Here is a 26,422-nt window from a genome sequence, read left to right as displayed (position 1 = left end):
CTAAGTCTACGTCACGACCAAAATGCCACTCACTAAGGCTACGGACGCAGAGCTAGCGGTCCGTATAGCTGCTTTATGATTTACATCACCCTTAATACGATAACACCGTTAATATGATTAACTGAAAAGCATCATTACTGTCATATTCAGCGTAGATTATGATGATTCCTGACCGTAACAGGGCATCACCACTTCATTTCGCCGGTGTTCACTTTCGCACTCAGCTTAAGAGAATTTTTTTGCAAATCGGGCTAGGCCTTTTCCATCGAACTGATAACGGCGCCGACTCTTTGTGTGACTTAAGTGCTTTATTAAAGGACTTCAGGTAGTCAGACGTGAATGTGATGGCTTCTGCTTTTGCCAGCAGCGTCCCCAGATAGTGGGCCGGAATTACCCGTTCCGGGTGGAGAGATTACATCTCAGACAGGATTTTAATCCACCCCTGGGGACTGGCTTTCGTCTGGGTATCTGCGTTCCATACGTGAATACCCAACGAGACGCCTGTGCCACCCAGAACAGCCTAAGCAGAAGGAACCCATACGTAGGCCGCATAGGACTCAGGGCTGTGAATTTCGACCTTCTCACCGTCGACGTAAAAGCGAGTTTCTTTTGTCGCTGCCGGAACTGTCAGTTCAACCGGAGCGCCGTCCTTCAGCTGAGGCCCCCAGTAGGCCAGCTTGACATCTCTGGTCTCATTAATATGTTTAACCACCGCCGGCGTTGCGATGACTTTTGCATCAGGAAAAGCTTTTGCAACCGGCTGCAGTCCAAAATAAAAGTCCGGGTCCCCGGAGGGGATGAGGATAGTCTTCAGTTTTTTACCGCTTGCGTTAATCTTCTCCACCAGTTTTTCGCCATCCCTGATACTGAACTGTGAGTCAACAAGCATGGTATCTGTCGGTCCGGTTATCAGGACACGGCAAAGATACCCTTTTCCTGCGGGTTATAGACCTCAAGGCTGAGTAGTGCTGCCATTGCTGCGGTGCCTGAAAATAGTCCAGTGCCAGAACAGGTAAAATCATTTTTTTCACGGTAAATACCCTTTAGTCAGCTAAAATCTGTACAGATTTTACTCCTTTTTAGCATGCTCATTAAGAATTTTTAAACAGTAGAGCGGGCAATACCGAGCTGCAAAGCTATCACCGTGGCACCCATTTCGCCATGATGAAGCGCCAGCACGCTGTTTCTGTCCATAGTTGCGGCTAAATCGGATACACTGGTGCCTCGCAGAATAGCATTAGCCAAGGGTAACGGGCGGTCAGAGAAGCATTGCGAAGGATGTTGAGTAGTTCCTCCTACTTTCCTTGCTATAACTATTTTAATTAGTCAGGTCACACTGTATTCGGTAAGTTGCCCGATATATTCACGCACTTCACCTGCTTGTGCAATAAATCCGCTCAGCAGTTGGCTCAAGTTTGTTTCATCCATCTGGGCCAGTGACTGCTGGAAACATAAACGCACCTTATGCTGTTCATCCAGTGCCAGCCAGCAGCCCCGCATTGCCGCCATCTCAAAATTCAACTGCAATAAAAGTGCATAAAAATTCAGAGCAGAGTGAGGGTCAGTACTGGCTAACTCGCAATGTAAAAGCAGACAGTCGCTGTGCTCTGGTACCTCGAGCACAGCGGCTTCTTCTCCCTGATCGGTATACAGGGCGCACACGCCTGCTTTAAGATGCAGCGGCGTTTTGCAACTGGCGGCAAAGTGCTGTAAAAACGCATCAACTCGTTGTTGTGACGGTGTCATCATCTCACTCCCAGATTCAGTATTAATTCTACCAGTCTGACAGACCTCCTGGGCCATCAGCTTTTCATTTCAAAACCTTCTTTCTTTAGCTCAGAGAGTGCTGATGCCACTTCAGCATTGGCTTTGGCAATTTCACCCGCAAGGGTAAAGCGCCTTGGCGTCTCCTGATCCTGGCCATATATGAAATTAATGGTGCCAATGATGCGCTCCATGCTGAGGCCTGCGCGGTTGCTGGCCGACAGGATTAGCGCGGGCATATTGAAACCTTCACTTATGGTGACATTCTGACTGACACTGATCGAGCTAATACGCAGATTATTACGATCCTGGAACAGCCCCCCCAGTTCATCACGTCCGATTTTACCCTCCAGAATGGCTTTTTCGGTTTTATCGCGAAGGTCATCTTTCAGTTCCATCGATACGCTGGCGTTGCTGAACGGTGTAGTCTGTAACTGTTTGATTATTGACTTCAGTCGCGGGTCTCTATCCATCATTTTGCTCAGACGAGTCGCGCTTGTTGACGGTAAGGCTGCAGTAAAATGGTGACGCAACAGGTCGACAATGCCATTTTCATCCAGACGTGAAAGGTTGCTGTACTGAGTGGTGTGTATGGCTGTGCCTAATTTCATCATATTGCTTTCAGATGCCTGTTGGCGCTGACCCAACTGTTTCAGGCGGCGTACTGCTTCATAGCGGTCATCACCCATGACATTACTTCCGCTAAAATGCCGAAGCAGGTCGCTTAGTTGCTTTGCTGGATCCGGATTTTGCTGTTTATTGAGATCGCTCAGAAATTTAGTACTCGCGCTATCTTTAAAATGTTTAGCCAGAGTTGAAACCAGCTCACCGATATCGTTAAGAGTGACGGGCTCTGCTTGTTTCATCTCAACGCTAATGCTTTGTGTGGTGCGATTATCCATGGCCAGCGACACAGATACGTTTGTTGAGACAAACGCAGGGAGGGTTCCCAGTTTTTTTTCTGGCTTTTTGGTTCCATCGTCGTTAATGCTGGCTTTGCGGATAAAATCATTTGCGACGCCCGCATTCAGGGTGATGTTAGCACCCAGGGCTGCGGAGTTGAGAAAGGTGGGACGATTGTCGCTGGCCGAAACGGTATTACTAAGCTCGCCACGTTGTTTACTGCGCGCACGACTGGCGGTGACGAGATTGGCCGAGGCGCGCAATCCGGTAGATGCACGGAAGGTCACCGTATCGAATCCATGGACGCAATCGGTGATATTGATACCAGCATGAAGATCCAACGCGGCGGAGACATCCACGTTGAACACCAGTTTACTTCCCTGCCTCATCTGATGTTCTATGCCTTTTTGCATCAGTTCTACCGGGTTCAATGTGCCCTGAATCAGTCCCTTGAGAAAAGACGGGAGTTCATCCTCGGTCAGCTTAAAACTAAGGCTGTTTTGCAGCGTCCGCTGTAGGTTACTACTGAGTGTGGCGCCAATACGCAGATCTGGGCTAATTTTATGTTTTTTGCTAAGCCAGTCACTGGCGTTATCGGCGATGGTTTTCTTGCCGGTCATATAAGGCATTAAATCTCGGCCGGTGGAAACGGATACGGTACCCGTAGCCCCACCATCACGACTGAAGCCGACCTCAAGTGCACCTGTCGTACGACCAAAACTGAGATTATAGGCTCGGTCTAGGGTGATACCAGCGCCAGGCACAATCGGCACCGGTACTTTTTTTATGGTCGGCGCAAAGGCGGTACTTAGTCCCCCACCATAGGCGCGACTGAAACTCAATCTTTCACCTGCATCCAGCGACAGCAGCGTGTCTTTTAATTTTTTCTCCAGTGCTGGGTTACCCTGGGTTTCCAGCACGGTACGCGTGGTCAGGTTAACGCCGTGGTGCTCTTTGCTGAAAGCGTTAATAAAAGCTTTTACGGCGTCGTAATCCGCCTCAAGAGCGGTGTTATGAGTGAAGCCCATGTCGGTAAATTGTTTCACCGGGTTAGCGCCATACTGTTTCTCACGCAGTGCATCAAACTGCTGACGTAGCTGCTGTACCTGACTGGGATAAGGTTTATGTCCCGACACCAGCGCTGCCTTATCCGCTAATTGATGCAGTTCGCCAAGGGTGACGGTATCCAGAATAAGCCGCGACTTGGTTAGTGATGTCTGATCGTTGGGATCGCGCTGGCGTCCCATTGGCATATCACCTTTCTGGTGGCTCATATTCAGCCCGGCACTGACAAAATGGCTTAGCAGTGTCTGCAATTTACTTTGAGGAGACGGTGCGGCAGCGAGCACGGCCTGCTCCAGAGCTTTGCTTAAGTCGCGGCCAGAGCGGTTGACGTTAAAGCTTTGTATCGCGGCTTTGATGAGTGAAGGTTTAAAGCTGTCGTTGATCTGACCATTGCTGTTCAGTACGCCCTGATGCTGCCCCAGCATTATTGCTGAACGGGTGGCGCTCTGCTCCAGTTCCTCACGGAATCGCTTCATATCATTGAGTAATGCCGTCCCCTGTTCACCTAAATCCAGCGCATCCAGTTTGCTGTGCAAATCCGTTTGTATCGTACTATTGCGTGCATTTTGAGATTCCAGCTGCTTAATGAGTGCGCCCTGCATTTCATAGACGGCGCTTAACCCTTTTCGCCCTTGCCATCTGTGCTGAAGGTTATAAGCGGCATTTTTAAGGGGCCGCGGTGTAGTCATGGTGGGATTAAAGATATACGCCCGTATCCGATCGACGAATTTACTTCGAATCTTCCAGTTTTCCCTGCATGTCTGGGCCATAAACTGGGCAGATGCCTTTACCGTTACCCCGGTTCCGGGAATAAGCCGGCCTTTGACACCCCGATTAAGTCTGACAAATACCTGCTGTGAATTGCTCAGGCCTGCTTCAAGTTGAGTGGGCTCAGCTGAGGTTTGTGCATGCCACGCCTCCCCCCTCAACTCGTACCGGCTACCGTCGACCAGTGTGGCAACCGGTTGATGATCACCATCCATCTCCAGCCGATCCAGATCACTATCATTATGGGGCATCGCGAGTTTTTTCCAGCCACTGGCCGGCTTGCCATTTTGCCATTGCTCACGCGGTTGATGAAAAATCTCACCGTCGTGGTTCACGGCATACAGGTTCTGTTCATGATCGATATGAATATCTTTGAGGGTACCGCTGAGACCTTCCCGACTGAGAGTTCGCGGAGGACGTGCCAACTGCTGCGTACCAGGCCTAATCTGATAAGACCTAATATCTTCTTTATCAGACAAGGCCAGATAATGGTTCACGCCAATCACTGCTATAGCCTGAGCTTTATCAGCTTTATCAGCTTTATCGAGTCCCTGGAGTGCACTTCCCGGTTCGGGTTTATTGCGCACATGTGGCAAGGCGAAAAAGTTGTCTTTTCCTTGGCTGATGGAGGAGGTGCTATGATTAATATACAGCCGCTTTACCTCGCCCTCTTTAAGAATATAAGCGCCACCGTCCAACCCTTTTTTTAACTGCTGACAGCCCGACTCTGCACTGCTCCAGCCTTTAGTAAGCTGGTCAAAATAGTGAACCTTGCCATCCTGCAATATCAGACTGCCTTCGCGTCCCAGGTTAAGGATATTATGTGGCGCAGGATCGCCGTTATCCATGCCGAGCTGGCTGTTGATGACCAGGGTATCACTCAAGTTCCAGCCTGCCTGAAACTGATGATCATTACCCAGCGGACAGGCGTGCTGCTGTCTGAAGTTATCTTTTACCAGCGCATTTAGCTGGCCGTGGTAATCAGTAAAAAAACCTTCAATGCGATGATCGTGGCCAAAGTGCTGGTTGAGCACCTTTTGTGACATTTGCTCCATGGGCAGCTCGCCGTCTCTGATCTGCGATAATACGCCACTGTATAATTTACCTTCACTGTCGGCGGCATAAAGCCTTTCGTTGCTGATGGCGATCGATTCGGCGTCTAAATGAGACTCACCGCGCTGAAGCATTAACATAGTATCCGCCAGATGAAGACTGAACTGGATACGCTGTCCGGCAGGGGCATTCGTTGAAGGCATCAGGCAGAGATGATGTGGGCTGTCAGTATCAGTCAGAATGGCGACTTGCCCACGCTCACTGACAGAAAATGACTTAATCTTATCAACAAACTTTTCGGAAACGTGATTATCGGACAGATTGTGCAATGTTCGACCGTCCTGCACGGCATAGAGTTTGCCATCACCCTGGCTAGACAGCTGGCTATACGGCGTATTGCCTGACGCTTTCCACACACCGATTACATGATTTAAAATATGAATTTTATCATCATGAAGACGGACATATTCGTTTTCCGATTGTATACCCGCCGCCGTCGAGTGTTGCCAGATACCGCTGATCAACGCATGCTGAACATCTCCAGGCTGATTGAGACTCAGTCTGTTTTGACCTTCAGCCCCAAGGCTAATGGCAATTTTTCCGTTGTCATTCTCCAGCCTCACCGGCGTATATTTGTTCTGTGTAAGCTGCGTCCTGATTGTGGAAGACTGGCTGTTATGCAGGACGCTGTAACCTACCTCATGACTTCTGATGTCAAACAATCGCCCCTCATTGTCCAGCAACAGGTGCTGGCGGCTATCGGCACTGGCAGAGTGGGCCAGATAGCGCTGACCATCTTTGCCTAACGTTTGTTCCAGCAGCGTATTGATTGCTGGAAGGTTACTGCCCCCAAGCTGCAATTTACCGTTGTCTATCGTGATGCTAATCGGACTGACTGGCACGCTTTTCAATGGCGACTGAGTCTGAAGCAGCAGCAACTTTTGGCTGGCCTCTGCTTTCGGTAGGCTTTGTGCGACGGGCGATAACGTGGGCTGGAATCGGCGTGCGACAGGTCCGCTTGGCGGCGGCAAGGGATTGTTTCGCTCACGCGCCAGCCGCTGTTGGTGCAGTTGCTCAAACTCACTGTCGTCATTCTCTTCCGTGATCTCGGAAGGCGTGGAAGGAACGGCAGAGGCGGGCGCTTCAGCAGGTTCGGTTAACGCCGTTTTCCCTGCCGAAGAAGACTGCCCCATTCTGTTCAGCATGCTTTGCCGCACCTCACTGAAATTGTGCAGCTGCTTAAGGTGAGGGGAAACAGGCGAAGAACGCATTTCCGGGGAGCCATTATCCTCAGGCTGCGCCAAAAGCTCACCCAGCGTGGGTCGGCGGACACGGCCGGTTTCTGGCGCGGGCGGGGTGGCGTTCGAGGGCACGCTTTTCAATGGCGACTGAGTCTGAAGCAGCAGCAACTTTTGGCTGGCCTCTGCTTTCGGTAGGCTTTGTGCGACGGGCGATAACGTGGGCTGGAATCGGCGTGCGACAGGTCCGCTTGGCGGCGGCAAGGGATTGTTTCGCTCACGCGCCAGCCGCTGTTGGTGCAGTTGCTCAAACTCACTGTCGTCATTCTCTTCCGTGATCTCGGAAGGCGTGGAAGGAACGGCAGAGGCGGGCGCTTCAGCAGGTTCGGTTAACGCCGTTTTCCCTGCCGAAGAAGACTGCCCCATTCTGTTCAGCATGCTTTGCCGCACCTCACTGAAATTGTGCAGCTGCTTAAGGCGAGGGGAAACAGGCGAAGAACGCATTTCCGGGGAGCCATTATCCTCAGGCTGCGCCAAAAGCTCACCCAGCGTGGGTCGGCGGACACGGCCGGTTTCTGGCGCGGGCGGGGTGGCGTTCGATGTCTGTTCAGGGGACTTTGCTGATTTTTTAAATCCGAACAGATTTTTCAGGCTGACGCTTTTTTTTTGCTGACGAGCGGCATCTTTTTTATTTTCCCCTTTAAAGTACTGACGTATATTGGGCATCTTTCCGCGATTTTTACCCTCACTGGTTAACAATCCGCCAGCCGCCTGGGGGGCGCAGCAACTGCTCCCCTGCTGCAGCGTTGTAGCGGCATCATAGACGGTACGTTCAACGTTCTGGACTGCCGTTTTCTGTTCTGTTAAATGCCCACTCAGCTTCATAACCCACCCGCTCTCATCGTCCTCTGCAACACAAAACATCAATAAAATTTATGAAGCGCAATGATGCAATAGGTTCACCCAGCGTGGGTCGGCGGACACGACCGGTTCCTCGAGCGGGCGGGGTGACGTTCGAGGGCACGCCTTTCAACGGTGGCTGAGTTTTAAGTGGCGGCAACTTTTGGCTGGCTTCTGCTTCTTCCGGCATGTTTTCGGTGATGGGCGATAACGTGGGCTGGAATCGGCGGGCAACCGGTCCGTTTGGCGGCGGCAAGGGGTTGTTTCGCTCACGCGCCAGCCGCTGTTGGTGCAGTTGCTCAAACTCACTGTCGTCATTCTCTTCCGTAATCTCGGAAGGCGTGGAAGGAACGGCAGAGGAAATGGCCTGAGCCAGAGGAACTGCCCTCATCACGATACTTTTCGTGGGCGTTGGCGCGCGCTCTGGCGAGCTGGGCATAATGTAAGCACTGTAGCGCAAATCAGAGGACATGGCATTTTGCCGCTGTAATCGCCCGGCCCTGCCCGCCGACAACGACGATGCAGGCGGAGAGGAGGTTGGCGTGTTTTCGCTCTGCTGTGACACCTGATTATTACCGGTTTTTACGCTAAAAAATATTCATCGTTTCACGCCCACGCTCAGGATTAATAGCTGCTGTGCCTGCATACGTGGCATTGTGGATAACTCAGCACAGCAGTGCTGGAAATTTTTTTGCCACACAGTTGCCACTTCAACAATCTCTACACAGGCACCGACAAAACCAGACTCATCCACAGATGCCACCTGAAAACGCTGAAACAACAGCAACTCGTTGGTTTCCTTATCCAGACCAAATGCCGCCCCTCCCCCGCTGGTACCATAATGGAGCAGATTGGCAGCGAGCACATCTACCAGCAGGCGATCGTGCTGCGTTGTTGAGAAAACGCCTACGTTGAGATACACAAACAGGCAATTTTGTTGTTCCACAAACTCCAGCGTCATCTCCAAGCGTGTTCACTTTCAGGCAGCAAAGATAATGCGAATCCAGCACCAACGCGCCTGTTTCAAGACTTCTTGCCAGTGCGCCCAGTAAATCTTGTATTATATTACTGTTTACCCCGAATTAGCTTGTGACGGGGGCTTAACTGCAATAAACAGGCAAAAAGTGAGCGGGCAGAAGCGCCTGCCCGCCATGTAACACCTTATGCCGTGCCCAGTTTGCCCAGTGCCATATTATTGATGACATCTCCAGTTATCGTGGCATCAATAGCCAATGATGATCCTCCGTCCCCTCTTGCCTGCAGATTACTGTTACCGGTATCGCCTGCCATGGCGCTTTTGATCATGCCTTTGGCCTTATTGAACTGCTCCATGCTGGCTGGCGTCATACCGTCATCGTCAGGATCACTGAGTGCCTCTGCCCAGGATTTTGTATCCGTTTTTACCTCTGAATAAGGGGTTTTCTGGTACTGAGGTTTGCCGAAAGTTTCAGGGTACTGATCCATGAACTGACCGACCTCCTTAGCCAGCCCTCGATCCTCTTTGTTAATAAAAGTACGGGTACTGCTGTCGCTTTCCGTACCGATATTATTCAGTGCTTCGATACCCGCTTTCATACCGACACCGGTACCGACCCCAACACCCAACTGCTCGAAGTCAGCTGGACCATTCAGTTCCTGTAAGCCTTTGCCGCCCAGGCCGTTACCGAAACCGATGCTGCCATTCATTCCGCCCCCAGTGCCGCTTCCCTGCATCTGGCTCAGGCCACCGCCCATCACGGCGGTCAGCGAGTCAGTAACGCCTTTAGTATAGGCATTTTGCTCATTCGGAGTGGGCTGATTTCCGTTGCCTCTCCCCGATGTGTCCCCCTGACCGCCAAACATGCTTTGCATAACTTCCGCGAACATTTTCATTAACTGATCCATTGGACTCATACCATACGTGCCGTTGGAGCCGGACAAGCCCCCACCATCAGCAGTTGGATCAAGACCCAGCGCCTGACCCAGTGAAGAACCTGCGCCTCCGGTACCACCCAGGGATGTCCCCAGAGCACCGCCTAATTGCCCACCCAGCGCGCCACCCGCGGTACCTAACCCTCCACCCAAGCCACTGCCGCCCATGATGTTCATCATCATCATCATGGCGGTAAGTGCACCTGCCAGTTGATTTATGGTTTCATCCGTGCTGCGAGCGCCCATCGAATTTAATACCGCGTTTTGCAGATTTGGTCCGGGTAAACCATTACTATCACCCAGCGAGATTTGCATTGCGGGAATGCCCAGCGGACTCGTATTCAGACTCATACCTTCTTCCTCTGTGAATGAATGATATTTACCCTGCGGACGAAGCACCAAATAAGTGCCCGGGCAAAGCCTTTAATTAGTGCCTCTATAACGAGGCTGGTTCCTCTGCATGATGAATAAATACGCTCTGGCTTAACGAAAATGCGCCTGAGATGAAAAAACGCAAACGCGCCATCGAAGAAAGAGAGCAGGAAGTAAAAGTAAGATGTCTGACAGGAAAAAGTTCTTTTAGCCCTGTTGTGAAAATGGGAGTGACTGAACACAACAGATAGAAGATGAGGTATGGCTGAAAACACGAAAATCTAGACTGCCAAGTCGATACCCGCTAGGTCAAAAAGTTGCGCAATCTGCTGTTTATCCTCTGCGTCCGTCTCGCTCAGTTGCCGCCAGCAAGAGAGGACCCGTTCGCTGTTCAAACAGAGATAACAGCCCTCATAGCTTTCTGGCTATTGCGCCCGGCGTCGCAGCAGTCGCTGATACAGTCCGGGCGCCTGAGCGGTGGGATTCACGTTGAGCATCGCTTCCCTTCTGTGAACGCCGCACAGCACCACGAGGTCCGTGCCATGTTGCACCACCCAACGGCAATTCTGATGAAGTTGCAGCAGTCTTAGTAGCGCTGAAAACGAGCCAACCTGGGGGCAGGTCTTATTCATTTACCGAGACCTGCGTAAAATCTGCTGCGCTGTTGCGCAACTCAGGTTGCCACCAGATAACCAATTGATTCGGGCTGGATTGCGGGCGGCAATCCACGGCCGTACAGGACAATCCTTTATCCTGCTGCGTGGCGCAACCCGCCATTAATAATGGAGCAACCAGCAGTAAACATGAGACCAGTTTCATCATGCATTTCTCCTCAGCGATTTATCAGCGATTCACGCGACACAGCCATGACCTGATGTGGGTCCAGCGCTATGTAGACTTCCGCCGCTTCGCCCGGTGCCAAAGTGCTGTGCGGCCACACGGACACCGCCAGCGTACGTTTACTGGCACAGTTGGCCTCGTCAAAGCGCAGCGGTTTGTGCGTAATGTTGCTTACCACGCCCACGCTCATTTGTACACTCCCCTTGCTATCGCTGTACCACTCTCCACGCGAATTATCAAAAAGCAGGCCAGAGGCGGCCTGGCAAACGTCGTTCAGACGCACGCCTGACGCCTGAACCTGGAAACCCGCGGGCGTTTGTCGTTCAGCCAGATCGCGGAAGGCATTTTCCACCACATCGTGCAGGTTGATATTAGTGTGACGACGTTCAACACGCGCCATTGCGTCACTCAACTGCTGCCGGTTATCGGCAGTGACATACCGTGTGGGATCGGTTTGATCGCCAATCAGGCGCGGCGTGAGAATAAACAGACGTTGACGCTGAGAAATTTCATGACGGTTTGACGTAAAAAGCTGACCAATCCACGGAATATCCCCCAGCAATGGGATGCGACGGTCACGATCACCACTCTCTTCTACATGGAATCCTCCCAGCACCAGCGAATGATTTTCGCTGATCAATGCCTGAGTGCTGACAGTCGCGCGTTTAACGCCGGTGGCCTGTCCGTCGCTGTTGGTTTCGACGTGCCCGTCTTCTATATCAATCATCAGCTGAATACTGGGGTGATTCTTATAGGTTACCGCACGCGGTGTAACCTGAAGGCTGGTCCCCGCCGTCACTGGCTGAATATCCGCCACGCGTTCACCCGTGGCTGTAATGTAAGCGGTCTGACTGAAATCAATCACCGCCGGCTGGTTTTCCAGCGTCAGTACAGACGGGTTGGCCAAAATCGATGCGGTTCCTTCCCCTTCCAGCGCCTGGATATTGGCAAAAAAGCGTTTAAAATCGCTGACGAACAGCGTGCCGCTGCCCGACATCAGCGACGTTCCTCCGGTCACGCCGCCCAGCGTAGCCTGCCAGTTAGCCTCCAGCCGGTTAAGCGCAGTGCGATCGATATCAAGGATGACGGCATTAATTTCCACTAGGTTTTGCGGAACATCGATTTTCGCAATCAGTTGGATATATTCATCCCGACGCTTGTCATCATCCCGAATCAACAGCGCATTGTTCCTCACATCTGCAGAGATGCGGCCACTGAGATCATCAGAACTGTCGTTATCTCTGTCTCCAAGGCGGTTCGTGTTATTGGTATGGCTTGCCAGCCGAGCCAACAATGACTGCGTGTTTTGCATCATCGCGTTGCTGTCAGGCACCGCCATATTTCCTTCAACCCCACTGGCGCTGGTCTGTGCCGCACGCTTACCGCTCATCAATTCACTCAGCATGGTGGCAACACCCGGGATGACCAGCGTCTGATCGCGGTAGTGAATGGTTCTGTCTGCTACCGAGGCATATTTCAGTGGAAAGGTCATGACTTTACGCCGATCGTCTTTTTTCTCACGCTGTTCGCTGAAACGCTTAATCAGCGCCAGGTATTGCGGCGGACCGGTGACCAGCACCACCCCATCATCAGGCAGCTCTCCCCAACCGAAACGCGGATCCAGCAGACCAATGCCGCTTAACGCCTGCTTGATGTCCGGCGCGGCATCCGGCGAGATCTCCAGCCGCTCGGAACCCTGTTCATCCTGTGGACTGACATAGAGGGTATTGTTGTAGACGAACCACTGAAAGCGGTGCTCCAGCGCCAGACGGTCCAGAAAAGCACTAGCACTATCAGCGCGGATCTTGCCATTGACCTCCGTGTCTTCGACATTACCTAATTGCAAATCGACCCCATGTCCATTGGCAAAGTCTTGCAACACCGTGGATAGCGGGGTGTGATCGGCAGAATAGGCGTAAGACTGCTCTTTCCAGTCTGACGGGACCTGCGCCTGCGCCTGGAATGCCGCGCCCAGCATCAAGCACGCGCACAGTGCCCACCGGCGCGCTTTACGTTTGTTAACCATGGTTTCTTTCCCTTGGTAAAAAAGCCAGGCTGTGCAAGGGCACTGTGCCATGGGTTGTGACTTTTCTTTGATGCTTTAGTAGCAAGCTTTGCCAGACATCACGTTGATTAAGAAGTGACTCCAGCTGTTCACATATTTTGTCAGGATGGGTTTCGTGCAGGCCCAACACCAATACTAGGCAATTTTCCTTTAAAGCCAGCGCGGCCGTATGCCGGCCATAATAACGTAGAGCTGGGGCGGTAAGCTGCAATGCGCGCGCAAGAAAAGCTTCATCCAGTGATGCATCGCCTGGCAACTCCTAGCGCAAAAGTCGCCCCCCTCTTTGTTGCAACCAGAGAAAGCCATCATCCACTTTCCACTGCTGGTCTTCAGCGGGATTGTCCAGAAACGCCTGCACCGATTGCTGCAATTCAGTTGATCTCGTTGATAATAGCTTTAGCCAGCCCGTGTTTGACCGTTAATTCTTGGGTAGCCGCCCAGCTGGCGCTGGAGAGTCCCATGCTGGCCTCAAAAAAAGCAAAACTGTCTGCCTGACTATAGCCATCACTGGCATTCAGGGTGGTTTCGTCTAATTGATTTTGCGCACGCTCAAACTGGCTGTCTAAACGGCGCTGTAACGGACTCAGTGATGACATTGATAAGCTCTCTTATTACGTGACCCTGTTATTGAGTGGTGCGTTACACGAGGCAGTTCCGCTGCAGGAGAGTTTTTTCGGCGCGAATCCTCTATTGCGCCTGAGAAGGCTGTAATAGCCGTGTCGCCTGCTGCCAGTCGAGGGATAATTCACCCTGTGCAGTGACCAGTTTTAGGCTGTCGGGCGGCAGGGTTTCATCCGGTTGCAGTTGCCAGCTCAGGTGTGAATACGTTTCCAGCCAGGCTGCGACCCACTGCTGTTGGGACGGATGGCAGGAGAGACAAGCCTGATCTGCATGCGTTTTCTCACGTAACAACATGCGTAGCAGGGCGCTGAGGCGCTGAGGTTCTGGTACCTCCGTCAGCAGCTGTTCTAATGCCAGTGCCAGCACGCTGTCCATGACCAACAACACGTCAGATTCCATCTGTTGCTGTTGCTGTTGCCAATCGGTGAACATCTTGTTTGCCTGTGCCCAGAACGCTTCTTCGGCGCGTTGCCTTATGCCCAGCTTAGCCGCTTCCGCTTCCTGTTCCGCGGCAGCTACGATCTTCGCCGCCTGCTGCTGCGCCTGCTGAAGAATAGCCTCAGCTTGCTGCTGCATAGCCAGCTGGTTTCGGGAGATCACCGGCGCAAGATCAGCTGTGCCATTCAACAAGGTGATACTTTTGCGCGTTAGCATGGTCGCTCCTGTATGGCATACCAGAAAACAGCCTGCCAGAGTGGTAGTAGGCGCGAGGGGAAAACGTCACTCTGCTTCAGCTGTTCCACGTGATGCACGCTCTCCGCAGGGAAGGCCAGCCGCAGGCGCGACCAGCATACCGGACCGGCGCGTAAACGTAACAACCATAAACCGTTGATATCAACGTTGCGGACGGGCAACTCTTCGGCCTGCGTCAGCCAGATACCGGGACGCATAGCCTGTGCAATTCGACGACACCAGCGCTGTTGCATCGGTACCAGCATCGCCTGCGCAGAATCACGCCAGCACACTTCTGCCGCAAGGCGCAGTGCCAGCTGCTGCTGCTGCAAAGTCAGATCCAGCCATGCCACCATTTCAGCATCCACCGGCGCAACTGCGCAGCTTATTTGCAACTCTTGACATATTGCCGTGTGGTGGGTCCGGGCCAGGGCGACCAGGCGAGTCTCCTCAATCTGATAAAGCCCGGCTTTACGCCAACTGATATCGGCGTCTAACCAGCTGTCTATACACCACCAGCGTAGCCAGCGTAAACTCGCATCCTCTGCCAGATACCGATCACTCACCTTTCACTTCCGGCTGGATTTTTTTGCTTTGACGATAGCGCCGATAGTAGGGCAACCCGATAACCAAAGCCACGCTCAGCAGAATCAGCGTACCGATTGTGCCGCTCATCCAAGTTAATTGTGTCGCACGCTGGGGCGTAACGGTAAATGGGCCGAAAGAAACTTCGGATGGCTTATCCTGATAGGTTTCCGCCGGAACAAAGACGATGGCCAGATCTTTGTCGGGCCGGCCGGCTAGCCCGGGCAGGCTACTGGCCACCATTTGTCGGATACGTGGCTCAATAACATCCGGGTCAAGTTCGGGGCGGTATTTAATAAACACCGCCGCACTGGCGGGTTGTACCGGTTCACCCGGCGCGACACGTTCCGGCAGCACCACGTGCACTCTGGCCACAACAACCCCATCAATCTGGCTTAGAGTGGACTCCACCTCCTGCGACAGCGCGTAAATATACCGCGCACGCTCCTCAAGTGGCGTGGAGATCACGCCATTTTTCTGAAAAACTTCACCCAGATTGGTGCGCGCAGGTCGGGGCAAACCTGCAACATCCAGAATATGAACAGCGCGGTTTAATTCAGCGGCATCAACCAGCACGCTGATACCGTCTTTACTCATGCGTTTTTCAGCCTGGATGTTGTAAAGCCCTAGCTCCGCCGCGACTTCGTTGGCATCGTTTTCTGTCAGACCATGATTTAACTCGACCTGATCATTGCAACCGAACAACAGGAATACCGGCAGTAAGAGCAGTAATTTGAGAAAAAATTTAGCCATGGGATTTACTGCATATTAGTCAGCTTTTCAAGACTCTGGACACCTTTGCCAACCAGTTTTGCATTGAGCAGGCTTTCAAGGTAGTAAGAGGATAACGTGCGGTTAGCATCCATTACGCTTTTGGCATCGATACTGCGTGAAGCTTTCGCCAGTGCCCTGTCAGCCTGGTGCGCTTGCCCGCTTGCCGCTTGCGTCAAATTCGTAAGCTTAGTGATCCACGCCTGATTATCCTGCAGATCAGCTTTGGTGGCCGGCGTTTGCAGTGCTGCGCTGAACCATGATGCATCTGCTGTGCTGCTGGTCGCCGTACTGACGACATTATCCCCAGGATTGGTGGCTAATGAAGGGGCGTTACCGGTATTGATTTTCATGGTTCGTCCTTATCAGCAGTAAATAACGGGCGCAGCGTCGATATCTGACGCCCGTTTATTAATCAGAACTGAATGGCTTTTGCCGCGTTGTGACCGGAGTTGATCTCTTTGGATGCAGAGTCCATCTTTCCATCCAGGATGGAGTTCTGTGTATCCACTTTCATTTTCGTTGCCTGGGCGGTTGCTGACTGCATCAGTGAATCGCTCATTGCACCTCCCAGAATGCCTGAAGCCGCGTTGCTGGCGCCAGTTAGTGCACCATTGCTACCCAAGCCGACCAGACTGGTAAGAATACCGCTCATAATTTTCTCTCCAATTGATTAGGTTTATTCCCGGAACATCACACAATGTTCGTAAACTAAGTGGCGAGTCTTTTGCATCGGTTCCCTGCAACGCTATTTTTTTGATGCCCTCACGGCTTTCAGGTGAAGATTTTTGACGAGTGGACTCGAAGCAATGCGATCAGAGCCGATCAGGAGAAATCCGGATCGGCTGACAAGGCGTACTACCGGGCAATGACGCGGTGGGTCGTTACGTTAAGTAATTTGATGCGGTGGTAGAGCGTGCGTAATGGCATACCCAGCTCCTGGGCCGCATCATCAATGCTGTGACCATGGCGCACAAGGCAGTCGTGAATCAGGCTTTTTTCGATGCGACGCATCCTCTCCTTCAACTGGGCAGGCTGCCGTTCGGCATGCTGGGGCAGGTTCAGCGGCGCTAATCCCAACACAAATCGCTCAGCAGCCGCTTTCAGTTCACGGATATTGCCCGGCCAGTTGTAACTCAGTAAATATTCATAATGTTCCTGGCTGATGTCAGGCGGAGTGCATCGCAAGGTGCTGGCCGCCCCGGCCATAAAGTGGCGAAACAGAGGAATAATCATGTCAACCCGCGACCGGAGAGGCTGTAACTGGATAGTGACGGTACTGAGACGGAAATAGAGGTCGCGACGAAAAGTGCCCCGTTCAACCAGTGTAAGTAACGGTGTTTGTGTGGCTACGATGACCCGCATATTCACCGGAATAAATCGGGTGCCGCCAAGACGCTCAACCCCGCGATTTTCCAGTACGCGCAGCATCTTGGCCTGTAACGATAACGGCATGCTGTCGATCTCATCCAGAAACAGAATGCCGTTATGCGCTTCTTCAACGTATCCTGACCTCGCCTGCCCGGCACCGGTGTAAGCCCCTTGGTTAATGCCAAAAAGCTCGCTCTCAGCCAGAGTTTCCGGAATGGCCGCACAGTTAACCGCGACCAGTTTCCCGGCACAGCCAGAAAGCTGGTGAATTTTCCGGGCCAGTGTGTCTTTTCCCGTACCCGTCTCCCCCTCCAGAATAAGATCTATATCTAACGGTGCTACAGTGTTTATGATAGAAGCTAATGGATCGTGGATATCGATAGGTTGCTCTTTTGTCAACGAGATTTGCTCCCTCTGCTCCGTACATAATCGGAACGAGTGTTCACTATTCTTGATGCTCATAAGAAGTTACCCCTTTCCTATCCTGTTTTATTTAACGGCATTGTGGTGCACAGCAATCTAATCGCCATCTCATCACTTACAATTTTTTACACTGACAGCACGCGTGATTACGTTTCGCTTACAATGGAATAAAAAATATCATGCCAGCTCAGATTAACCATCGTCTTATGCTGAACTACGAGTAAGGAATTTACTAAGATAAGGGTAGGGATATTCCTAACCACCATCATTAGAGTGGAAGCGTTTACACATCGCAATGATGATAACAGGTTGTCAAGAAAGGGTTTTTCTTAAACTATTGAAATGATTAAATAATAACAATGGGTAGCATTAACAAAAAAATATAAGAGCAATCCTAGGAAATTAAATGGTGATTTATCGCGTATTTGACAATGTCTGCATTGGTCTTAAACAACATCTTTTCCATCAGGCGGGATTTATGCGTACTAACTGTTTTATTGCTGATGGCTAGCGATTCGGCAATGCTATTCACGCCTTCGCCACGCGCCAGCTTCAGCATAATTTGCATTTCTCTCGCAGTAAGGCGCTCATGTAACCTTTCCTCTGTCTGCGCCTGCTGATCAAAGACAATTTTCTCAGCCAGAATATGGTCAATATAGCGCTGTCCTCGCGCCACGCGATGTATGGCAGCCAACAGCGTTTCAGGATCGTTATCTTTAGTGATGTAACCCAGCGCTCCGCATTTTAGTGCACGTCGCGCAATCTGCGGTTCACTATACATTGTGAGGATAAGAATAGGCATCTGAGGGTATTGCGAGTGAATGCGGCTAATCAGATCCTCACCGCTTAATCCGGGTATGCACATATCTAACAGCAATAAATCGACCCGCTCAATTCGCAGACCGTCCATCACTTGTTTACCATTTCCCGCTTCGCTCACCACCACCAGACGTTCGTCCAGCGAGAAAATTTGTTTCAACCCTTCACGCATAATGACGTGGTCATCTACAACCATCAGCCTAATCGTGTTATCCATAATATTATACCAAATCTGCAATATTATTCGTCACTACCGGGCTCAGTGGAATTGTCAGCGTCACCTGAGTCCCTAAGGAAAGCTCACTTTCAATATCGACCTGGCCCCCCAGCATCCGGCCACGTTCTTTCATTCCCAACAGACCAAACTCGTTATCCTGGCGCTGATCACAGTCAAAGCCACGCCCGTTATCGCGCACAGTCAACACCACTGAGTGTCCATTATGGATAAGCTGTATTAGCACCTCGGTGGCCTGGGCGTGACGCGAGATATTCGTCAGAGACTCCTGGGCAACGCGGAATGCCGCCGTAGCCTGCTCATCATTCAGCCGCACTTCATTTTCATGCACCATCAGTCGACACTGGCAGCTGAGATGGCGACTGATAAATTCATCACGCAGCCACTCCAGGGCAGGGGTTAATCCCATATCCAGCACATTTGGCCGCAGGCGCGTGGCGACATTACGCACCACCTGAATCGTTTTATCAGTAAGCCCCATCAGATGAACCACTCGCTCATGCAACAGCGGATTGTCTTTGCTGAACTGGATACGCAGCATGGAAATTCCCATTCTCAGCGATGTGAGATGCTGCCCCAGTTCATCATGTATCTCACGCGCAATATGTTTACGCTCTTTTTCGCGTGAGACTTCACGCTGCCTTGCCAGCAAGCGCAAGCGCATATGCGAGTCTTCCAGCTTCTTTTCAGCATAATGAATAGCAGTAATATCGCGTCCTACTACCATCACCGAGCTCAGATTGCCATGCGAATTAAACTCCGGTACACAGCGGGTGTGGTTGATCATGGTTCCGCCGGTGAGTGGACTATCTGACTCTACCAGTTCCCCATCAGCTTCAATTTGCGTACTGATTACCTCGTTGATCAGGCGTTCAATATGTGTGACGCAGGGCAAGTCGCCCAATAATTCACGCAGAGTGCGTCCGCGAAACTCTTCGACCGATAAATGCAGATGACGCAATGCAGCTGGGTTGGCGTACTGACCTTTCAGATCGGTGCCGAAACGCACTACCATATCCGGTGAGTTTTCCACCAACACGCGAAACTCCTGTTCCCTGGCATAAGCCATCTGCTCAAGTTGTTTGCGCTCTCTGATATCCCTGACCACGCACATACTGTAGCTACTCTCTTCGTAAACAAAATTCGTTGAACTGACCTTGACCACTATCATCTCGCCCTGTTTGCTCTTATGCTCGGTTTCAAAGTTGAATGAGCTGCCGCCGTTCTGCTCTCCTACCCGTTTCCACATGGCCATAATGTCGTCGATACTCCATGCCGGGTCGATATCAGAGACGCGCATATTGAGCATTTCCGCATTGGTGTAACCAAGCATGCGACACGCCTCCTCATTGACATAAAAAAAATGGGTTTCGCTGTCAATCAGGTAGATGGCGGCGTCTCTTATCATGTTTGTTGCGAATTCAAGTAATTTGATCGGTTCATCACTGTTTTTTAGCTGTCGCTCCGAAAACTGCATCTCATCTCCTTAAAGTAAACCTCGTTTACCCGGTCTGGCTGCAGATCTACAGAATTCCAGGGTGATATTGAGAAGTGCACTAACGCACAGCAGGACACTCGAACGATCACTGTACGGTTCCTTTTCATTACCGTCCATTCAGTTTCAGTAAAAGACGGACTGTTTTAACGATACGCGCGCCCGCGATAAACGTGAGCGTACCGTACCTACAGGAATATTTAAAATGTCGGCGATATCCTGATAACTGCCGTCTTTCTCTACCAGTATACTCAGCAGCTCACGAGTTTCTTCCGGCAACGCGGCAATGGAGTGAAGCGTGGAGTGGAGAATGCGCTGATGTTCAGTGATGTGACTGGGATCGTGATCCTGGTTCAGAACAATATAGTCTTCCAATTCATCATAGTGTGGACGGGAAGATTGCAGCCGGAAATGATTACGGACCAGATTCAAGGCAATGCCAAAAACCCACGTCTCTGGCCGTGAGGCACCGGCAAACTTGTCGCGATTGCGAATGACTTCCAGCCAGGTCATCTGTACCAGGTCTTCGGCATCTTCCCGATGGGCAACGCGCTTGCGAATGAAATGATATAAGCGACGCCCATGTTCACGAAAAATCCTCTCCCAGTCGATATTAAGTGAAAGTGCATCGCTGACGGTTAATTGCTCGATGATGTGAGAATGAATGTCTGACATAACAACCTCCGTATCTTTCCACGTTTATGCCGTGCGGCTTAATGGTGATAGCAAGGTCTATGCCAGAAAAAAAATAAAGTAACCGATTGATTATACGAATCTTTTAATTTATACGCCGCTTTTTACCCGCAAAATTTTGCCATGGCACCCCTGCCGAGCCTGCAACTCTTTGCAAAATTAAGTCCTGATAATGTCAGCTGGAAAATTCTTTAGGGAACCGCAGCGTTAACCCCACCACACATTTGCAACAGCTTTCCTATTTGAGGTTCGACAGGATGAAAATTGCTCCCGTTGTACCCGGCGTTCAACCGACGTATTTGGCTCCCGGCAGCGTGGCTGAGGAGGATCAGCAGCCGGTTATTAACAGTGCTCCTCCGTCGGCAAGCGGTGCATCATCACATATGCCTGCTTCACCACTGGAAGACTCCATGGAAGAGGTCTCGTTGACTTTTGCTGAACACGTTGAAAGGAAAAGCAAGGCGCTCAATCAGCGGAAAGTAAAATTTGTGGCACAGCCCGGGAGCAGGGCAATGCAACATATTGAACGCATTGAAAAAATATACGAGCTGATAGAGTTGCTTGAGCATCCACAGTATGCGCAGCTGGAAACGCAGAATCAAAAAATGCAGACGCTGTTGCAGCGATCGCCTTCGCCCGAGCTCGATGACCTGCTGCAAGCTTCAGGAAATGACCCGGTCCGCTGTGACGTTTTGTTACGCCACGCGCTAATTCAGGCGCAACGGGTGCAAAATATCCCGCTGGTCGAGCGAACGCGGCAGAGTATCGAACAACTTCATGAGAAAAAGGGAGCAGAAGTCAGCGCAGGCTTAAATACTGCTCACGCCATCGCCAGTTTCAGTACCGATCCCACCCAGAAGCAGGCAATGCGTCAGCTCTATTACGAAACCATTGTTCATCTGCAATCAGGCAATGCGATGCTGGATGCGCTGCTCAACCGTTTTGGCAGCGTGCACTTCAATCAGGGGTTACGCACCTTACAGCGTGCGCTGTCGGATGACATTGCAGCGCGAAACTCCTCCATCCCGCGACGCGCGCTGCAAAAAATTATGGCCAGTCTGAAAGATGCCGGCCATATCAGCCAGACGTTAACGGCCAGCAAATTGTTACTTGCGCGGCTCTCCAGCACATTACCGGCGGTCGGCCTTAGCCCATTAGATCTCACCCGCCGTCTGCTCAATCTGAGTACAAACGGCGCTTATCTGCGCGACCTGCAAAATCTGACCCGCGATGTAGCCGGTCAGCATCCTCATCATCAGATCTTGTTTCTTGCCGGATTGGTGCCACTTGTCTGTCATTTACCTTTGGGATTGTGGCGGGATGATAGTAGCAAAAACCGCCAAATGGCGTTGAATCTGCTGCGCACAATGATTGGTGAATATGCGGCTCTTGAACCGCGTTTCGGGCTGACGAAAACCAGGACGGCTGAGTAAATGAGTTCGCTATTTGTCTGGCTGAATCGTCTCGCCATTAGTGCGATGCAGCGCTCGGAGGTCGTAGGGGCCACGATCGTTATGTCGATCGTGTTCATTATGATTATTCCTCTCCCCACCAGCATGATAGATGTGCTGATCGCCCTCAATATCTGCATTTCTTCACTGCTTATAGTGCTGGCGATGTATCTGCCAAAACCGCTGGCTTTCTCAACGTTTCCGTCGGTGCTGTTGTTAACAACCATGTTCCGACTGGCGCTATCAATCTCAACCACTCGTCAAATCTTGCTGCAACAGGATGCCGGGCACATTGTCGAAGCTTTCGGCAATTTTGTGGTAGGCGGAAACCTGGCGGTAGGCCTGGTGATCTTTTTGATTCTGACCGTCGTAAATTTCCTGGTGATCACCAAAGGCTCAGAGCGTGTGGCCGAAGTGGCCGCGCGTTTTACGCTTGATGCGATGCCAGGTAAACAGATGTCAATTGACAGTGACCTGCGCGCAGGATTGATTGAACCGCATCAGGCACGTCAGCGACGAGAAAATCTGGCTAAAGAGAGTCAGTTATTTGGCGCAATGGATGGCGCAATGAAGTTCGTAAAGGGTGATGCCATCGCCGGCCTTGTGATTGTCTTTATCAATATGCTTGGTGGTTTTGCTATCGGCGTGCTGCAAAATGGCATGCATGCTAGTGCCGCGATGCATATCTATTCAGTCCTGACTATCGGTGACGGATTAATTGCCCAAATCCCGGCACTGCTTATTTCCTTGACCGCCGGGATGATTATCACCCGTGTTTCCGCCGATGGTCAGCAGGTCGATGCCAATATTGGCCGGGAAATTGCCGAGCAGTTAACCAGCCAGCCAAAAGCCTGGATTATGTCAGCCGCTGGCATGTTCGGATTTGCGCTGCTGCCCGGTATGCCCACGATGGTCTTCATTACGATCAGTTTTGTGGCGCTCAGCAGCGGCCTGTTTCAATTGTGGCGCAGTAAGCAGAACGCAATTCGTCAGGAAGCCGATCAACGTTATGCGCAGCAGTTGGCACCGGAGGAAAATGGCCATCAGGATCTCAGACGCTTCAACCCGACCCGCGCTTATCTGTTGCAGTTCGGCCAGAGCAATCATAACAGTGAGGCGGCTGCAACTCTTATTCAGGCTATCCGTCGACTGCGTAACCGCCTGGTGTACCGCTTTGGTTTCACTCTGCCCGGTTTTGATATCGAGTTTTCACCCCTGCTGGCTGATGATGAATTTCGCTTTTGTGTCTATGAAATTCCGCTGGTTACTGCCACCTTTGGTGTTCCATATCTGGCGGTGAGAAAAAGAGTCGTTGATAGCTGGCACAGCGAACAGACTGATGACGATCACGCCCAACTGATACAGGGGATAGCGGAGAGGAATGAGACGCACTTATGCTGGCTACCGCCGGACCACCCTCTCCTGCAAAAGGACGAACAGCTCACCTGGAATGCCGGACAACTTATTATGGAGCGGATGGAGCAGGCTATCCATCAGAGTGCCGCGCAGTTCATTGGTTTGCAGGAGAGCAAATCCATCCTTAACTGGCTGGAAAGCGAACAACCCGAACTGGCACAAGAGCTGCAACGTATCATGCCGCTCTCCCGCTTTGCCGCCGTACTGCAACGGCTGGCTTCCGAGCGTATTTCTCTGCGTTCCGTGCGTACCATTGCAGAATCGCTAATCGAACATGGCCAACATGAACGTGACAGCGAAGCGTTGACCGATTTTGTCCGAATGGCGCTGAAAGAACACATCTGTCACCAGTATCTGCAACCCAACGGGTTAAATGTCTGGCTGCTGACGCCGGAAACGGAAGAGTTGCTCCGTAACTCCCTGCGCCAGGCGCAGAATGAAACCTTTTTCTCACTGACGCAGGAGTATGGCATCGGCCTGCTGCATCAGATGCGTGATGCCTTCCCCTCTTATGATACACCACGGGCGCTGATCCTGGTCGCTCAGGATTTACGCAGCCCGCTGAGGGGCCTACTGAAAGAAGAGTTCCACGCCGTGCCAGTTCTCTCTTTTGCCGAATTGAGCAGTACCAGTAATGTTGCCATCAATGTGCTGGGACGGATCGATTTACAACAGTCAATGTCAGCGCAGCAGGAAAATAAATCATGCATGAATTACGCGTACTGACCGGCCTGCACCGCGGTGCAGCGTTGCCTCTGTGTGGTGAACAATGGTGGATTGGTGCCGCTGAGGATGCCGATTTGGCGCTCTTCGACCCAGGCATAAAAGATCGCCACTGCCAGCTGATTAAAACGCCTCAGAGCTGGATGGTCAAAGCACTGGAAGGGCAGTTAAAGGATAATGAAGGGCAGCGCTGCGAGCAGTTGAACGATCTGCAACCCGGTACGGCTTTTGCTGTTGGTCATATCTGGCTCAGCATCGTTAACGCCGCTACGCACTGGCCGGAGGATAAAAGTGAACCAAGTCAGACAGCGGGATCTGCCCCTGATCCTGATGCGGCGTCGGCCGCGGAACAAACTGATGCAGGGCAACAGACGGCGGAAAAAAAACCGCTGCCGTTCTGGGCAAAGATGGCTTATCTGGCGCTGATACTGCTGCTGGTTATTATGCTGGGAAGCTGGATTCTGAATACCAGCATTGCCGCATCCTCTGCGCCCCCTGGACCGGGTAAACCACCGCTCATCAGCGCCGGATCAACGCGTCAAATTATTTCCAGGATGCTGCTGGATCGCGGGCTCAATAAACAGATTTCTCTGACCTCAGATAGCCAAAGTCTGACTCTGACCGGGCGGGTGACCGACGCCGATGCTCAGCGGTTGCAACGCATGATGAAAAGATTCTATCGCCATTATGACGTGCGGTTAGCAATTCATAACAACGTGAGCGCCGTCAGTGCCCAGCTGCCATTTAACATTGTGCAAATAACCAGTGGCGCTCACGCTAATATCGTCACCGATCGTGGTCAGCGTATGTTTATTGGAGATGAAGTTGATCAACTTCGTCTGGTGGCAATCAACAGCGACAGCATTGAGTTTAGCGGACGCGAAAACTTCAGGGTGAAATGGTAATGCACGCGTTCCACCATGATTTAACAGAGTGGTCAAAGCAGAACCAACAGCGGCTCGCCCGCTATGATCCAGTCAGACGGTACGGCAGGGTCACCGGCATCAATGGAATTCTTATAGAATGTAGCCTCCCGGGTGCGCGCATAGGAGATTTGTGCCGCATTGAGCGCAGTGGGGGCGGCAGCGTATTGTCTGAAATTGTGGGTTTCAGTCCACAAAAAATTTTACTCTCGGCGCTCGGCGCGCTGGACGGTATATCACAGGGTGCCCTCATTACACCGCTTTATTTACCGCACAGCATATGCGTCAGCGCTCGGCTGCTGGGTAGCGTACTTGATGGTTTTGGTCGTGCGCTGGAACCTGGCGGATGCAGCGCCTTCGCCGAGCCGGGTCTTCAGCGCAATACCTCGCCAGTACTGAGTGATGCCCCGCCCCCCACGGAGCGCCCGCGTATCGACACGCCTCTGCCAACCGGATTACGGGCAATTGATGGGCTGCTGACGATAGGGAATGGTCAGCGTGTAGGCATTTTTGCCGGCGCGGGTTGTGGTAAAACGACGCTGCTGGCAGAGTTGGCGCGGAACACTCCCTGCCATGTCATTGTCTTTGGCCTGATTGGCGAGCGCGGCCGTGAGCTGCGCGAATTTATCGATCATGAACTGGATGAGACTTTACGTAAACGTACCGTCCTGCTGTGTGCCACCTCCGATCGCAGCAGTATGGAGCGCGCCAGAGCCGCGTTTACCGCCACCGCCATTGCCGAGGCATTTCGCGCCGAAGGCAAAAGTGTGCTGCTGATCATCGATTCCTTAACCCGCTTTGCACGCGCCCAGCGCGAGATCGGTCTCGCCTTGGGTGAGCCGCCGGGACGCGGCGGGTTGCCGCCTTCCGTTTATACGCTTTTACCTCGCCTGGTCGAACGGGCCGGACAGACCCGGCAGGGTGCGATTACGGCTCTTTATTCGGTGTTAATCGAACAGGACTCCATGAATGATCCGGTAGCCGATGAAGTTCGTTCACTGATTGACGGACATATTGTGCTCAGTCGCCGCCTCGCCGAACGTAACCACTACCCTGCTATCGATATTCTGGCCAGCCTAAGTCGTACCATGAGCAATGTGGTTGACCAGGAACACTTGAGGCAGGCCGGAAGTATTCGCAGCCTGATGGCCGCCTACAAGCAGGTAGAGATGCTGATCCGACTGGGTGAATATCAACCCGGCCATGACAGCCTGACAGATGCTGCCGTCAATGCGAATGACGTGATTAATCACTTTCTTCGTCAGTCAATGCGCACTCCCGAGCCCTTAGAACAAGTCCTCACTCAACTTGCGGAGGTCAGTAATCATGCTCCTGAATGAAGATG

At 51.8% G+C, this 26,422-nt stretch carries 20 protein-coding genes and 1 pseudogene; 4 read left to right on the top strand and 17 right to left on the bottom strand.

Features of this window, described 5'->3' with window-relative positions:
• Positions 1 to 185: 185 nt before the first annotated feature.
• The 17 genes and pseudogenes from FOV68_RS23195 to FOV68_RS23100 all read right to left on the bottom strand — a co-directional run bounded on the left by FOV68_RS23195 (position 186) and on the right by FOV68_RS23100 (position 20,546).
• Positions 186 to 975, bottom strand: a pseudogene (locus FOV68_RS23195) (MBL fold metallo-hydrolase).
• A 351-nt stretch (positions 976 to 1,326) separates the two neighbouring features.
• Positions 1,327 to 1,746, bottom strand: a complete 420-nt coding sequence (locus FOV68_RS23185) for a type III secretion system chaperone (RefSeq protein WP_143991684.1) — start codon at positions 1,744 to 1,746, stop codon at positions 1,327 to 1,329.
• A 56-nt stretch (positions 1,747 to 1,802) separates the two neighbouring features.
• On the bottom strand, positions 1,803 to 7,550 hold the full coding sequence (locus tag FOV68_RS23180; protein WP_255473755.1) for an AvrE-family type 3 secretion system effector: 5,748 nt from the start codon (positions 7,548 to 7,550) through the stop codon (positions 1,803 to 1,805).
• Positions 7,551 to 8,289: 739 nt separating this feature from the next.
• Positions 8,290 to 8,652, bottom strand: a complete 363-nt coding sequence (locus FOV68_RS23175; RefSeq protein ID WP_255473756.1) for a type III secretion system chaperone — start codon at positions 8,650 to 8,652, stop codon at positions 8,290 to 8,292.
• A gap of 200 nt (positions 8,653 to 8,852) precedes the next feature.
• Positions 8,853 to 9,953 (bottom strand): harpin HrpZ family protein, encoded by a 1,101-nt coding sequence (locus FOV68_RS23170; RefSeq protein ID WP_143991682.1) that lies wholly within the window; start codon positions 9,951 to 9,953, stop codon positions 8,853 to 8,855.
• 645 nt (positions 9,954 to 10,598) lie between these two features.
• Positions 10,599 to 10,793 carry an HrpT family type III secretion system protein gene (gene hrpT, locus FOV68_RS23160; protein ID WP_143991681.1) on the bottom strand — a complete coding sequence of 65 codons (195 nt, stop codon included), beginning with the start codon at positions 10,791 to 10,793 and terminating at the stop codon, positions 10,599 to 10,601.
• A 13-nt stretch (positions 10,794 to 10,806) separates the two neighbouring features.
• The gene (sctC, locus tag FOV68_RS23155) at positions 10,807 to 12,840 is read right to left on the bottom strand and encodes a type III secretion system outer membrane ring subunit SctC (protein ID WP_143991680.1); all 2,034 of its coding nucleotides are present in this window, start codon (positions 12,838 to 12,840) and stop codon (positions 10,807 to 10,809) included.
• Positions 12,841 to 13,250: 410 nt separating this feature from the next.
• The gene (locus FOV68_RS23145; protein WP_143991679.1) at positions 13,251 to 13,475 is read right to left on the bottom strand and encodes a type III secretion protein HrpF; all 225 of its coding nucleotides are present in this window, start codon (positions 13,473 to 13,475) and stop codon (positions 13,251 to 13,253) included.
• 91 nt (positions 13,476 to 13,566) lie between these two features.
• Positions 13,567 to 14,154, bottom strand: a complete 588-nt coding sequence (sctL, locus tag FOV68_RS23140; RefSeq protein WP_143991678.1) for a type III secretion system stator protein SctL — start codon at positions 14,152 to 14,154, stop codon at positions 13,567 to 13,569.
• Entirely contained in the window at positions 14,148 to 14,738 is a 591-nt protein-coding gene (locus tag FOV68_RS23135; RefSeq protein WP_143991677.1) for a type III secretion system protein, read from the bottom strand. The genes sctL and FOV68_RS23135 overlap by 7 nt, the downstream gene beginning before the upstream one ends.
• Positions 14,731 to 15,510: a type III secretion system inner membrane ring lipoprotein SctJ gene (gene sctJ / locus FOV68_RS23130; RefSeq protein ID WP_143991676.1), complete on the bottom strand. Its 780-nt coding sequence runs from the start codon at positions 15,508 to 15,510 to the stop codon at positions 14,731 to 14,733. Before sctJ ends, FOV68_RS23135 begins: the two co-directional genes overlap by 8 nt.
• Positions 15,511 to 15,515: 5 nt before the next feature.
• Positions 15,516 to 15,881 (bottom strand): EscI/YscI/HrpB family type III secretion system inner rod protein, encoded by a 366-nt coding sequence (locus FOV68_RS23125; RefSeq protein WP_143991675.1) that lies wholly within the window; start codon positions 15,879 to 15,881, stop codon positions 15,516 to 15,518.
• 62 nt (positions 15,882 to 15,943) lie between these two features.
• Positions 15,944 to 16,183 carry a hypothetical protein gene (locus tag FOV68_RS23120; protein ID WP_143991674.1) on the bottom strand — a complete coding sequence of 80 codons (240 nt, stop codon included), beginning with the start codon at positions 16,181 to 16,183 and terminating at the stop codon, positions 15,944 to 15,946.
• A 203-nt stretch (positions 16,184 to 16,386) separates the two neighbouring features.
• Entirely contained in the window at positions 16,387 to 17,361 is a 975-nt protein-coding gene (locus FOV68_RS23115) for a sigma 54-interacting transcriptional regulator (protein WP_143991673.1), read from the bottom strand.
• A gap of 355 nt (positions 17,362 to 17,716) precedes the next feature.
• Positions 17,717 to 18,358, bottom strand: coding sequence for a response regulator transcription factor (locus FOV68_RS23110; RefSeq protein WP_143991672.1), 642 nt, complete (start codon positions 18,356 to 18,358; stop codon positions 17,717 to 17,719).
• A gap of 4 nt (positions 18,359 to 18,362) precedes the next feature.
• The gene (locus FOV68_RS23105; RefSeq protein WP_143991671.1) at positions 18,363 to 19,853 is read right to left on the bottom strand and encodes a PAS domain S-box protein; all 1,491 of its coding nucleotides are present in this window, start codon (positions 19,851 to 19,853) and stop codon (positions 18,363 to 18,365) included.
• Positions 19,854 to 19,997: 144 nt separating this feature from the next.
• Positions 19,998 to 20,546: an RNA polymerase sigma factor gene (locus tag FOV68_RS23100; protein WP_143991670.1), complete on the bottom strand. Its 549-nt coding sequence runs from the start codon at positions 20,544 to 20,546 to the stop codon at positions 19,998 to 20,000.
• 275 nt (positions 20,547 to 20,821) lie between these two features.
• Between FOV68_RS23100 and sctW the strand changes: the two genes are divergently transcribed.
• Genes sctW through sctN form a run of 4 tightly spaced genes read left to right on the top strand, consistent with a single transcriptional unit; the run spans position 20,822 to position 26,417 of the window.
• Positions 20,822 to 21,997, top strand: a complete 1,176-nt coding sequence (gene sctW / locus FOV68_RS23095; protein ID WP_143991669.1) for a type III secretion system gatekeeper subunit SctW — start codon at positions 20,822 to 20,824, stop codon at positions 21,995 to 21,997.
• Complete coding sequence (gene sctV / locus FOV68_RS23090) at positions 21,998 to 24,157, top strand: type III secretion system export apparatus subunit SctV (RefSeq protein ID WP_143991668.1); 2,160 nt, start codon at positions 21,998 to 22,000, stop codon at positions 24,155 to 24,157.
• Complete coding sequence (locus FOV68_RS23085) at positions 24,136 to 25,059, top strand: FHA domain-containing protein (RefSeq protein ID WP_143991667.1); 924 nt, start codon at positions 24,136 to 24,138, stop codon at positions 25,057 to 25,059. Before sctV ends, FOV68_RS23085 begins: the two co-directional genes overlap by 22 nt.
• Entirely contained in the window at positions 25,053 to 26,417 is a 1,365-nt protein-coding gene (gene sctN / locus FOV68_RS23080; RefSeq protein WP_143991666.1) for a type III secretion system ATPase SctN, read from the top strand. The genes FOV68_RS23085 and sctN overlap by 7 nt, the downstream gene beginning before the upstream one ends.
• Positions 26,418 to 26,422 lie beyond the last annotated feature (5 nt).

The organism is Pantoea sp. paga (assembly GCF_007558755.1).
GTDB classification, from domain to species: domain Bacteria; phylum Pseudomonadota; class Gammaproteobacteria; order Enterobacterales; family Enterobacteriaceae; genus Pantoea; species Pantoea agglomerans.
The sequence above is the reverse complement of the archived record's forward strand: the minus strand, read 5'-3'. Positions and strand labels throughout refer to the sequence as shown.

Excerpts from the sequence above, each read along its gene's own strand:
- FOV68_RS23185 (WP_143991684.1), bottom strand. The coding sequence starts at position 1,746 with ATGACACCGTCACAACAACGAGTTGATGCGTTTTTACAGCACTTTGCC.
- FOV68_RS23175 (WP_255473756.1), bottom strand. The coding sequence starts at position 8,652 with ATGACGCTGGAGTTTGTGGAACAACAAAATTGCCTGTTTGTGTATCTC.
- FOV68_RS23170 (WP_143991682.1), bottom strand. The coding sequence starts at position 9,953 with ATGAGTCTGAATACGAGTCCGCTGGGCATTCCCGCAATGCAAATCTCG.
- hrpT (WP_143991681.1), bottom strand. The coding sequence starts at position 10,793 with ATGAAACTGGTCTCATGTTTACTGCTGGTTGCTCCATTATTAATGGCG.
- sctC (WP_143991680.1), bottom strand. The coding sequence starts at position 12,840 with ATGGTTAACAAACGTAAAGCGCGCCGGTGGGCACTGTGCGCGTGCTTG.
- FOV68_RS23145 (WP_143991679.1), bottom strand. The coding sequence starts at position 13,475 with ATGTCATCACTGAGTCCGTTACAGCGCCGTTTAGACAGCCAGTTTGAG.
- sctL (WP_143991678.1), bottom strand. The coding sequence starts at position 14,154 with ATGCTAACGCGCAAAAGTATCACCTTGTTGAATGGCACAGCTGATCTT.
- sctJ (WP_143991676.1), bottom strand. The coding sequence starts at position 15,510 with ATGGCTAAATTTTTTCTCAAATTACTGCTCTTACTGCCGGTATTCCTG.
- FOV68_RS23125 (WP_143991675.1), bottom strand. The coding sequence starts at position 15,881 with ATGAAAATCAATACCGGTAACGCCCCTTCATTAGCCACCAATCCTGGG.
- FOV68_RS23120 (WP_143991674.1), bottom strand. The coding sequence starts at position 16,183 with ATGAGCGGTATTCTTACCAGTCTGGTCGGCTTGGGTAGCAATGGTGCA.
- FOV68_RS23115 (WP_143991673.1), bottom strand. The coding sequence starts at position 17,361 with ATGAGCATCAAGAATAGTGAACACTCGTTCCGATTATGTACGGAGCAG.
- FOV68_RS23110 (WP_143991672.1), bottom strand. The coding sequence starts at position 18,358 with ATGGATAACACGATTAGGCTGATGGTTGTAGATGACCACGTCATTATG.
- FOV68_RS23105 (WP_143991671.1), bottom strand. The coding sequence starts at position 19,853 with ATGCAGTTTTCGGAGCGACAGCTAAAAAACAGTGATGAACCGATCAAA.
- FOV68_RS23100 (WP_143991670.1), bottom strand. The coding sequence starts at position 20,546 with ATGTCAGACATTCATTCTCACATCATCGAGCAATTAACCGTCAGCGAT.
- sctW (WP_143991669.1), top strand. The coding sequence starts at position 20,822 with ATGAAAATTGCTCCCGTTGTACCCGGCGTTCAACCGACGTATTTGGCT.
- sctV (WP_143991668.1), top strand. The coding sequence starts at position 21,998 with ATGAGTTCGCTATTTGTCTGGCTGAATCGTCTCGCCATTAGTGCGATG.
- FOV68_RS23085 (WP_143991667.1), top strand. The coding sequence starts at position 24,136 with ATGCATGAATTACGCGTACTGACCGGCCTGCACCGCGGTGCAGCGTTG.
- sctN (WP_143991666.1), top strand. The coding sequence starts at position 25,053 with ATGGTAATGCACGCGTTCCACCATGATTTAACAGAGTGGTCAAAGCAG.